This is a genomic window from Streptomyces sp. NPDC029122 (genome assembly GCF_055569445.1).
This window is the reverse complement of the sequence record NZ_JBVHWK010000056.1, coordinates 1-9692: the sequence shown is the minus strand read 5'-3', so window position 1 is coordinate 9692 and position 9692 is coordinate 1. Positions and strand designations below refer to the sequence as shown.

Here is a 9692-nt window from a genome sequence, read left to right as displayed (position 1 = left end):
CGGGCGGCTGCTGAATCGTTTATCCGAATCGTCGCGTCAGGTGCACAACCGCTCCCCCCTTTGTGGTGCCGCGACCGTCGGCCCCGGGACGCCCCCCTGTCCCGGGGCCTTGGTCTGGATCAGGCCGGGACGCCCGGACGGGATCCCGTCTGCCGACATTCGGACCCGGAGTACAAGGACGCGGGCTTCGTGACCGTCGAGTCTGCCTGATCGTGCGTGGGCGGTGCTGCGATGCGGCACCGCCCGAACCGCATGCAGGCAGAACTGCGGGCTCAGTGGACGGCGATGGAGAAACCGAGGTGTCCCCTCCGGACTCCCGGGACGGGACACCTCAGCACCCGGAGGTTATGGGATGAGCAGGTAGAACGGCTGGTCGGCCGCTGCGTCGTTGGCGCCGGTGCTCACGCGGATCGAGTTGGCCGGGCAGGAGCTGGGGTTGCGCGAGACGCGGACCTCGCTGTTCCAGGCGGCGCCGGTGCTCAGGGTGGCGGACGGAATGGCCGCGGCCTCGGTCGGCCGCCCGTGCCGATATGGCGTGTCCGGGTGAGGGCCGGTGCCAGCGTGCTGGGAGTAGTACCACCGGGCCTCCTGTGCAAGGGCGGCGATCGGGGAGCGGTGGCCCGCCGCCACCGTGCGCACGGCTCGGCCTCTGTCAGCCGGTCCGCCGCGCTTGTTGCCGCAGGTCCGGCCCGTCCGCCCACCCGGCGGACGGGCCGGGGCGCTCGCTGCGTGAACGTGGAGCCGGCTGGGCCCCGGGCCCAACAGTCAGGATCCGTTGATCCCGAGGTTCTGGTGGGTGGAGTTTGTTGCGCCGGGGCTGAGCACGTTGTTGTTGGTGTTGATGTTGTTGAACAGCGTGACGACCCCGCTGAGGTTGACGGGCAGGATCGAGCCGCCGTCACCGTCGCCGTCGCCGTTGGGGCAGCCCGTGCCGGTGACGGTCGCCGTGTCGCTCGCCGAGACCGAGCTGTTCTCCGCCGGATCCCGGACGGTGACCTCGTTGGTAATGGGGCCACAGGGAGCGTCAGCAGCGATGACCACGGGGAGGTCGAACGTCACGGCGACACCGCTGAAGGCGGTGTAACTGCAGATGAACCCCGTATCAGAGACGGCACAAAACCGGTCCTGCTCTCCCTCGACATTGAACGCGCTCAAGGTGAGCCCCTCCGGGAAGGAGTCCTCGATCTCGACCCTGCCCGTGGTCCCGGTGTTGGTGACCGTGATGTGGTAGACAGCCTGCCCGCCCCGCACGAAGGTCCCCTCGTGGGACTTCGTCACGTGGAGTTCCGTGACGGCGTACGCGGGGGTGGCCCCGGTGGCGATCGGCAGGGCGATGCTCAGCGCGAGGACGGTCCCGAGGGCGGACATCCGTCGCCTCAGCTTGTGCATGAACATGGTCGGTCTTCTCCTCGGTGGTTCGAGAGGTACTCCTGGCAGTACCGCAACGTCCTACGCGCGGCTTCATCACGGGGTGCGACGGCCGCTTCACCCGTTCGCCCCGGCCTCAGAGGGAACGTTCACCCCGCCGGTCGCCCCCCCCGGGGGGGCACCTCACCCAGACCGTTTCGCCGGGCACCCCCGGTGCCACGCCCCAGCCCGCACTCCAGCGCCCATACGACCGTCAGCCCGCGCCCGCCCTCCGCGAACCGCTCGGCGGCCCCCGCCGGAAGGGACTGCCCTTGAGCCGGGGCACACAAGGCCAGCCCCTTGTGCCAGAGCTGTAAAGCCGAGGACGTCAAGCTCCCGGAGGTGGACATCCCTCCGTGGACTGGCGGGCCGTGCGCACGGTGGCGGCGGGCCGCCGCTCCCCGCTCGCCGCTCTTGAGCCGGTCGCCCCCGGGCCGGGACCGGGCGTTGCTGGTGGAGGTGGCGCGGATTGCCAGGGTGGGCCGGGCGGCGGTGGTGAACTGTTGCCGCCGGCACGACGACTTCCCCGACTCGGTGGCCGGCACGGATGTGCAACCGCAGTTTGACCGCCGCGCGGTCGTCATCTGGCTCATGGCCCACGACAAGATCGAGGTACCCACGGGGCCCACGATTGCCCCGGTGGTGCTGGCCGGGGCCGGAGACGCCACGCACCGGTTACGCCTCGATCACCCGTGGCTCGCTCTGGCCGACGACGCGGTCGGGGAGTTCGGCGCTCCGTCCGACCCGGACGCGAATTTGGGAGGAGGGGCCCTATCCACCGGCGATCAACATGCGCGCTCAGTCGTTTGGCCCCGGAGCGTTGCTGCGATTGCACCTCACGCCGGGGCCCATGCGGCGTCGGCGTCGGGCGCCCGGGTCAGGCGCCCCTCGACAACGCCCGCACCTCATGCCGCCGGCCCGGCTGCCGCTGCGGGCGGGATGCCGGGCCGTCGGCGTGTGTGCTCGGCTCTTTTGTCTCAGGGGCTGTCGATCGCGCCTGGGTCGAGCATGGCGCTGATGCCGTTGATGGCGCCGTCCGGCGCGAGGGTCACGCGGACGATGACGGGCTGGATGGGGTGCGGCGGGACGATCGGGATGACGGGGTCCGGCGGCCAGATGTTGTAGAAGGTGGGGTGGAAGGTCAGCGGGCTGACCGGGTCCGGCGGGAAGGCGGCCATATTGGTGTCGCTGCCGACGAAGCGGTAGAAGCTGCCGCTGGCCTGGCCGATGCCGGTGGTGCGGAGCAAGGTGCTGGTCACGCGGGCGGTGCCGCCGCTGCCCGGCTCGGTCTCGGTGACGACCCTGATACGGATACTGCCGGTGACGTCGATCGCTTCCGAGCCGAAGGATCTGAATGTGCCGCTGAGGGGCAGCACGACGGTCCGCCGGTGGATTTCCTGGGCCACGGCGGTGGTTGTGGTGGCGGGGATGACCAGGCCCAGCATGGCCAGTACGAGGCAGACCTTCGTAGCGGCGCGCGCGAGGTGACCGCGCATGAGTGCTCCCATCAGTGAGGCGGGATTGCGTATCCACGCCGGTTGCGCAGACGGAAGCCCAGCCTGTCCGGCCGGCCGAACACATGCGCGCCGCACCGGCCCGGACGGGTGTGATTTCCACTCGTATGTCAGATCCGTCACTGTCATAACAGCGGTGCTGGAACCATCCGCTCATCCTCAGGTGCACGCGCGATGCGGGCAGGGCCAGAGCTGCAGACAGGCGATAGCGGCTGGGCCAAGGCCCGCCGCCACTGGGCTGAGACTGCCAGCCGGTGACCAGAACCCCCAGGGGCATGCGCTCTGCCCACCAGTGCAGATTCAGGACGTGGAGCAGACCGTCGAGATACAGGTACCGACTGGCGCCACGAGGGGCGACCCGTTGCTGCCTCGCACGTCGGTTAGCTGAGGAGGCTGCCGAGTCCGGTAGCACGGGCGGGAGCTGGTGAGAGCCCGGTAACGAGGCCGGTGACCTGGCGCTTCGCGTCGCGGACTGTCGGTGTGAGGAAGCGGAGCGTCAGCAGGTTGTCCACGCTGAGCGGACCGGCCAGAGTGCTGCCGCCGGAGCGTTCGACGGTGGGGGCAGCCTGGGCGATGGAAGCCGAAGCCAGCCCGACGGCACCAGATCTACAACAACATCAACACGAACAACAACGTCCTGAGCCCCGGCGCCAGCAACACCAACAGCCAGACCTTCAGGGCGAACGCAACGCCCTGAGAAGCGCCGTGTCGCTCACGTCGCATACCTGCGGCGCCCGATGTGCCACGACGGCGTGGAGCTGCTCGAAGGCGGTCAGGTGACTGGCTCTGAGTAGACCGGTGAGCACGGAGCTGTAGGGATCGGGCACTGAGACCTCCGGCCTGTCGCGAGGGGCAAGCCCGTCCTCCCAGCCACCACTGGAGGAGACGGAATGAGGCATACCGCCATTCCATCCGATGGACGCCCTGCCACCCGTACGAGGAAACCCCGACACGCCGTCGCGGCGACACCGGTTGAGCGCGCTCCGCTCCGCGCGCGCGGCTTGCCCAAGGGAGGCGGCCCGGTTACGCCATCGCGGCGGCCATGGTCTCCAGGACGACGAGCTGCTCCCGGGTCGACGGCTATGTCGGCCCGGCGCAGCGAGCGGGGCGTGGTGCCGTCGGCGCACGGCCTGCAGCCCGATCACGGGGAATGGGGTGGCGCCGATAGGGTGTGCGAGCAGTAGCTGTCGTAGACGGGCCGGCCTCCCGGCTCGCCGGGCTGCAGTCGCCCCTTCTTCTGTTGTCCTCCCACAGAAGAGCGGCACGCGGAAGGAGTCTGCGGGGCCTGGCAGGATGTGCGGCGCCGGACTGTGTCCTGGTCGCGTTACGGGTCGGGCAGAGCGCCGATGTCGAGCTCGGCACGGTCACGTGCGGGTTGCGCGCGGTCTTGGAGAAGTCGGCGCAAGCCCGTGAGCGCGTAGCGTTCCGCAGTCGCCGGGCCGGGCCCGGGTGTGCCGGCGACTGCGGCCATGAGCTGCTGCGGCTGGGGCTGCCAGCCGACGATAAGGGTCCGTAGGCCCAGGCATTCGGCGCGCCGGTGGAGGTCCAAGAGCTGGAGCAGGCCGTCAGTGTCCATGGTGTGCACTTGGTGCATGTCGATCAGGAGGACCCGTTCCTGGAGGCCGACCGGCTCCAGGGCCCGCTGCAAAACGGCGTCCGCGTCTTTGTCGAGGCCCCCGGCGATGCTGAGGAGCACCGAGGTGCCGCAGTGGTGGACCTCGAGGGTGATCAATGCGGGTTCCTTTCCCGTCGGCGGCCGGCACCGGGCCCGTAAAGCCACCATCCTCGCGGTTTCCCCTCTCCCAGGAGGACCGGGACGCACGGTCAGGTGGCCTAATCCTTTACACATCGGGAGTTGGAGCGCAGCCCTCCACTACAGGCGAGGCTGACCTGCCCACGATCTGGGAGCGGGCTGGGCGCGCATCGCATCAGGGCTCACCGAGAGGCGGCCGGGCGATGTCAGGTCCGTTGGTCCAGGACGGTGTGGGGGTCGAGGGTGCGGCGTACGAGCTGGTCGGCGATGTCGGTGGGGCGCTGCTGATGGTGGTCGGCGTAGGCGTGGAGGCGGACGGCGCCTTCCGCGGGCGTAATGTCGGCGGTGGCGGCGAGCATGCCGCTGGCGGTGTCGAAGACGGCTTTGTTCGGCCAGGGCGGCCTGGGCACGGGCAGCGATGTCCTGAGGCTGCAGTTGCCTGTGGTCCCAAGACAGGACCGCGCTCGTCGCGACGTCGGCCAAGGCCCGCAGCAGGGTGCTGTCCGCTTCTGAGAGGGCCGTGGGGCGGCGGGCGAGCAGGTTGAGCGCGCCGATGGTCTGACCGCTGTGATGCAGCGGCAGCGCGTGGGCGCCTTCGTAGCCGGCCGCCCGGGCCAGGGGGACGAACTCGGGCCAGCGGTCCCGCTCGGCTGCGAGTTCCGGGGCGTGGACCCGATTACCGGGGTGAACGCCTCGATGCACGGGGCCCTGCTTCACCTCGGACTGCCAGATCTCGGTGAGCTCGACGGCATGCTCGGTGGTGATCCCCGACCGCAATCCCCCGCGGCTGTTGGCCAGCATGAAGCGCCTCCTCGTCAGGACCCGTTACCAGGGCCGGCCCGCCGCCGCGCCACTCGATCAGCAGCGGGTCGTCCAGGCGGATGGTATTGGGGTCCAGGCCTGCCGCCGCAGGAATCCGACGGGCGCTCGTCCGCTTGGGCCGTCGACGGAGCGGACACGTGACATTTCCTCTGCCCGGCGCGAAACCGCAGGTCTGCACTGTAGCGACGCCCGTCGAGCACCCCTGGCTGAGCCGCGCGATGCTGAATGTGTGCGGTCCCGCGTGCGCGTCCGCGTCGGCGGGGTCTGCGTGCCCACCAGTTCTGGTTGGAGGGAAGAAGGATGAACCGCAAGCCTTGTATGCGTTATGCCTTGTTCATTGCTCCTCTGCTGGTCTCCTCGGTGATGGTCGCTCCCGCAGAGGCAGGGGCGGCGACCGCCCCGTCCGCACCCACCGGAGGCACATGTTCGTTGCAAAAGAGCAAATTTTCTTCCGGTGGAGAGGCCAGGTACACATTGAAGGGATACGGGTTCAAAGGGGCCCAAAAGGTTACCCTGACAGCCGATACCGGACACAGCGCATCGGTCAAGGTAACTAAGTCGGGGGGCTTCGAAGCGAAGAATCTTCCCTATGGCCAATACGCGGCCGAGCCTGACCAAGGAGCTGCGGTCCAATGTTCGTCGCCGTCGGAGTCGAAGACCGACGGTAACACGCCGCGGACCCCCGAAGAACAATACGCCGCGGGGTACAAAGCGGGATTTGATCAGGTCAAGAAGTCCTGTGAGAGCAAGCCGATGCCCGGCCTAAGAGAGGTTGATCCTAACTACGAGAAAGGTCACAAGGCGGGGTCGGCGGATGCGCTCAAGCAGTTCTGTGGAGGAAAGGAAGATGAGAACGCGGAGGCGGCGAAGGTTTCTACGGTCACTGCCGGAGTCGACCCAGCCAGCGGAACAGTGAACTGCAATCCGTCAATCCGGATCATCTTCAAGGGCACGATCACGGCCGACGGGCCGGGGCAGGTCATATTCAAATGGAACCGTGACGATAATTCAGTCGGACAACCGCAGGTGCTCAATTTCACCGCCGCGGGAACCAAGACGGTGGAAACCTACTGGGTCCGCGGTGGTAATTCCGGCACCGTGGTGGAGGGCTGGCAGGAAATAGAAATTCTGAAGCCCAACACTTCGAAGAAGTCCAACCGGGCCGCCTTCAACCTGACATGCGGGTGAGCAGCGGAGCCCTACGCGTCGGACGGCCGCTGAGCGGCATACGGCAGCGGGCGGCTGCGCCGTGCCGGCTTGACGTCGCCCGGATCCTCCTTGACGCCCACCGTGCCGGTGCCGGCGTCGACCAGGCCGTCGCCGCCGTCACCACCACAGCCGCCGCTCCCGCCCCGGCCCCCACGTCGGCTCCGGTTCCGGCCGACGCCCGTGTGCCCGCCCCCGCCGCCGCGCCGCGTACCGCGCCGACTGCCGCGCCCACCCCCGCTCCTGCGGCGCCGGTGAGGGAGCCGTCGATCCGTGGGCACCGCCCGCGAGTACGGACGCGAAGCGCTCCTGGGGCCCGCTGACCGAGGGGCTGACGGTACCCCGGGACCTGGACCTCGGCGACCGCGCGAAGCCCTGGAACAGCTCAACGTCAAGCCGCTCGCACACGCCACGATCGTCGGACTGGTCAAGGACGTGCTGCCCGAGACGCAGGTCGGTCTCCTGGTCGGCTCCCGCCCCTGGCCCCTGCCGCGGCCCGCATGAACCAGATCCGCGACCAGGGCGGCCCCGCACTCCTCGGCGCGCACCTGGCCCGCCTGAAGGACGACACCGCCATCGGCGCCGGCCGCGCCCGCCTCCCGCCCCCGGGTCTCCCCGACAGCGGCCCGCTCACGCTCCACCACGACACCCGCCGCCGCGGCCCCCGGACAGCAGGCCCCGACCGAAGCCGCCGTCCCCGCCCACCGGCAGCAGTCCGCACCGGCGAGGGGCGCGGGGCGTACACGGTGACGGCGGCGGCTCCACGGCGTCGCCGAACTCTTGGCCAGGACTTCCCCAGGAATCCCTGCGCCCGTGAAGCCAGGCATGGGGCGCTGCTCACGGCCCTGGGTTTCCCCCGGGGCCGGGGATGGGCAGGGATGGCGGTGTTGATCATCCTCGGAGAGATCGGGTGGAAGCGTGAGCAATCGGCAGAGCGGCGTTGTGAAGTGGTTCAATGACGAGAAGGGGTACGGGTTCATCACGCCGCAGTCGGGTGATGACCTCTTCGTCCACTTCAAGGCCATTCAGGCCGACGGCTTCAAGACCCTCAAGGAAGGGCAGGCCGTCACCTTCGTCGTCACCCGGGGACAGAAGGGCATGCAGGCCGAAGAGGTTCAGATCGCATAACGCTGAACACCCTCACCGAGGGCTGCTCGCCCACTCCACCCCCAACTGAGCGAGTGCGGTGAGCTGCCCCACGTCGAGCCGGTCCCGGCGAGCTTTTTGGCTCCCGATTCAGATCCCGGTGCGGTGCTCGCTCCCGTCGGGGAGGACCTGGTCGACGCCGGGCCCCGGCAGCCGGCCCTCCCGCGCGACGTAAGGGATCTTCCTGTGCGCGCACTCGTCGTCGACCACACCTCACCCGGACACCTGTCACTGACGGATGTCCCCGCACCGCGGTGCGCCGCCCACGAGGCGCTCGTGCGGGTCGAGGCGATATCGCTGAACTTCGGTGAGGTCCATGAGGCGACTCGTCCGCAGATGCCGGACGGCACCGTGCTCGGCTGGGACGCGGCCGGCGTGGTCGTCCAGGCGGCCGCCGACGGTTCCGGCCCGGGCGAGGGAGAGAGGGCCGTCACCCTCGGCGAGACCGGCTGGGCCGAACTGCGAGCCGTACCAGCTGCCCGGCTCGGCACCGCACCGAAGGACGCCGACCCCGGCGCACTGAGCACCGTCCCCGTCGCCGGACTGAGCGCCCTGCACGTGCTGCGCCGGATGGGACCGCTGCTCGGCCGCCGCGTGATGGTCACCGGTGCTTCCGGCGGCGTCGGCCGCTACGCCGTCCAGTTGGCCGCCCGCTCGGGTGCGCACGTCGTTGCCATCAGCCGGGACCCCGCCCAGGCGGACGGACTGCGAGCCCTGGGCGCCCACGAGGTCCACCCCGAGCCGGCCGCCGCGCGGCAGCCCGTGTCTGCTGTTCTCGACAACGTCGGCGGACAGTACCTCGTCGACGCCTTCGCCACCCTGTCGGCCGGCGGCGTCCTCTACAGCGTGGGCCGCTCCTCCGAGGCCGACGTGGTGCTGTCACCTGATGCCCTGCTGGGCAACGGAGGACGGCACGACCGGTCAATCCGCACCTTCTTCCTCTTCGGCGACCCCACCGCCGACTTCTCCGCCGATCTGACCTGGCTGGCCGGAGAGATCGCCGCAGGCCGCCTCGATCCGGGCATCAGCTGGCGCGGCCCCTGGACTCGCCACTCCGAGGCAGTACACGCTCTGCTCGGTCGGCGCCTCCACGGCAAAGCCGTCCTCGATCTCGAGTGACCGGCCGGGTTCGACGCCGTCACCGCCTCCATCGGCACCGCACAACGCCGACGGAGGTTAAAGAACAAATCTGATGTGGCCGAGGCGGACCGTCCAGCTCTGGACGGTGAGCTCCCCCGCTGGACGGGATTGTGACTGCTCACGGCGGGGCAAAAATGGCGTGCAGGTTGATGATCATTGTTTGGACGGAGCGGGTGGACGTATGAGCAACCGGCAGAACGGCGTCGTGAAGTGGTTTAACGATGAGAAGGGGTACGGCTTCATCACTCCGCAGTCTGGGGACGTCCTGTTCGTCCACTTCAAGGCCATCCAGGGCGGATGGCTTCAACCCTTAAGGAGGGACAGGCCGTGACCTTCGTCGCCACCCGGGGGCAGAAGGGTATGCAGGCCGAGGAAGTCCAGATCGCCTGATCCGCCGGGCGGTGCTCCGTCGGAAGTCAGGCTGGTCCTGGCATGTCCCTGCGGGCGAAGGTGCCGGCCCCCGCAGGGGCCGGCCCGCCGACCGTGCTCGACGGGAAGCCGCCCGGCCCGCGGAACCTGGCGGTGCTGTCCCTCAGTGTTCGCAGGGGCAGCAGGACGGCGTGCCGGGGGTCAGCAGGTGGTAACGCAAGCTGCTCAAGGACCGTGCTTAGGGCTTGCAGATCATCAAGGTGTTGCTTCCTGACCTGGGGATCGTTGGTGTGGTATGCGCATCCCGGACGAGACCCGTGACCAACTCTCCGCGA

8 protein-coding genes and 2 pseudogenes are annotated in these 9692 nt (G+C 69.2%); 4 read left to right on the top strand and 6 right to left on the bottom strand.

Annotated elements, in window-relative coordinates; genetic code table 11:
- Positions 1-345: 345 nt before the first annotated feature.
- From ACZ4WZ_RS33700 to ACZ4WZ_RS33675, 6 genes and pseudogenes are all read right to left on the bottom strand, one after another.
- Positions 346-639: a hypothetical protein gene (locus ACZ4WZ_RS33700; protein ID WP_467896897.1), complete on the bottom strand. Its 294-nt coding sequence runs from the start codon at positions 637-639 to the stop codon at positions 346-348.
- 126 nt (positions 640-765) lie between these two features.
- On the bottom strand, positions 766-1395 hold the full coding sequence (locus ACZ4WZ_RS33695) for a hypothetical protein (protein WP_467896895.1): 630 nt from the start codon (positions 1393-1395) through the stop codon (positions 766-768).
- A 989-nt stretch (positions 1396-2384) separates the two neighbouring features.
- On the bottom strand, positions 2385-2903 hold the full coding sequence (locus tag ACZ4WZ_RS33690) for a hypothetical protein (protein ID WP_467896893.1): 519 nt from the start codon (positions 2901-2903) through the stop codon (positions 2385-2387).
- Between the two features lie 1342 nt (positions 2904-4245).
- Positions 4246-4653, bottom strand: a complete 408-nt coding sequence (locus ACZ4WZ_RS33685; protein WP_467896891.1) for an STAS domain-containing protein — start codon at positions 4651-4653, stop codon at positions 4246-4248.
- Positions 4654-4880: 227 nt separating this feature from the next.
- A complete protein-coding gene (locus ACZ4WZ_RS33680) occupies positions 4881-5084 on the bottom strand; it encodes an ANTAR domain-containing protein (protein WP_467896899.1) in 204 nt (67 codons plus the stop codon).
- A gap of 58 nt (positions 5085-5142) precedes the next feature.
- Positions 5143-5475: pseudogene (locus tag ACZ4WZ_RS33675) on the bottom strand (GAF domain-containing protein); the annotation flags it as partial.
- Positions 5476-5796: 321 nt separating this feature from the next.
- Between ACZ4WZ_RS33675 and ACZ4WZ_RS33670 the strand changes: the two are divergent.
- The 4 genes and pseudogenes from ACZ4WZ_RS33670 to ACZ4WZ_RS33655 all read left to right on the top strand — a co-directional run bounded on the left by ACZ4WZ_RS33670 (position 5797) and on the right by ACZ4WZ_RS33655 (position 9378).
- Positions 5797-6684 carry a hypothetical protein gene (locus ACZ4WZ_RS33670; RefSeq protein ID WP_467896889.1) on the top strand — a complete coding sequence of 296 codons (888 nt, stop codon included), beginning with the start codon at positions 5797-5799 and terminating at the stop codon, positions 6682-6684.
- A gap of 936 nt (positions 6685-7620) precedes the next feature.
- Positions 7621-7830, top strand: coding sequence for a cold-shock protein (locus tag ACZ4WZ_RS33665; protein ID WP_467896887.1), 210 nt, complete (start codon positions 7621-7623; stop codon positions 7828-7830).
- Between the two features lie 204 nt (positions 7831-8034).
- On the top strand, positions 8035-8967 hold the full coding sequence (locus ACZ4WZ_RS33660) for a zinc-binding dehydrogenase (RefSeq protein ID WP_467896885.1): 933 nt from the start codon (positions 8035-8037) through the stop codon (positions 8965-8967).
- Positions 8968-9169: 202 nt separating this feature from the next.
- Positions 9170-9378, top strand: a pseudogene (locus ACZ4WZ_RS33655) (cold-shock protein).
- Positions 9379-9692: the final 314 nt, after the last annotated feature.

Excerpts from the sequence above, each read along its gene's own strand:
- ACZ4WZ_RS33695 (WP_467896895.1), bottom strand. The coding sequence starts at position 1,395 with ATGTTCATGCACAAGCTGAGGCGACGGATGTCCGCCCTCGGGACCGTC.
- ACZ4WZ_RS33690 (WP_467896893.1), bottom strand. The coding sequence starts at position 2,903 with ATGCGCGGTCACCTCGCGCGCGCCGCTACGAAGGTCTGCCTCGTACTG.
- ACZ4WZ_RS33670 (WP_467896889.1), top strand. The coding sequence starts at position 5,797 with ATGAACCGCAAGCCTTGTATGCGTTATGCCTTGTTCATTGCTCCTCTG.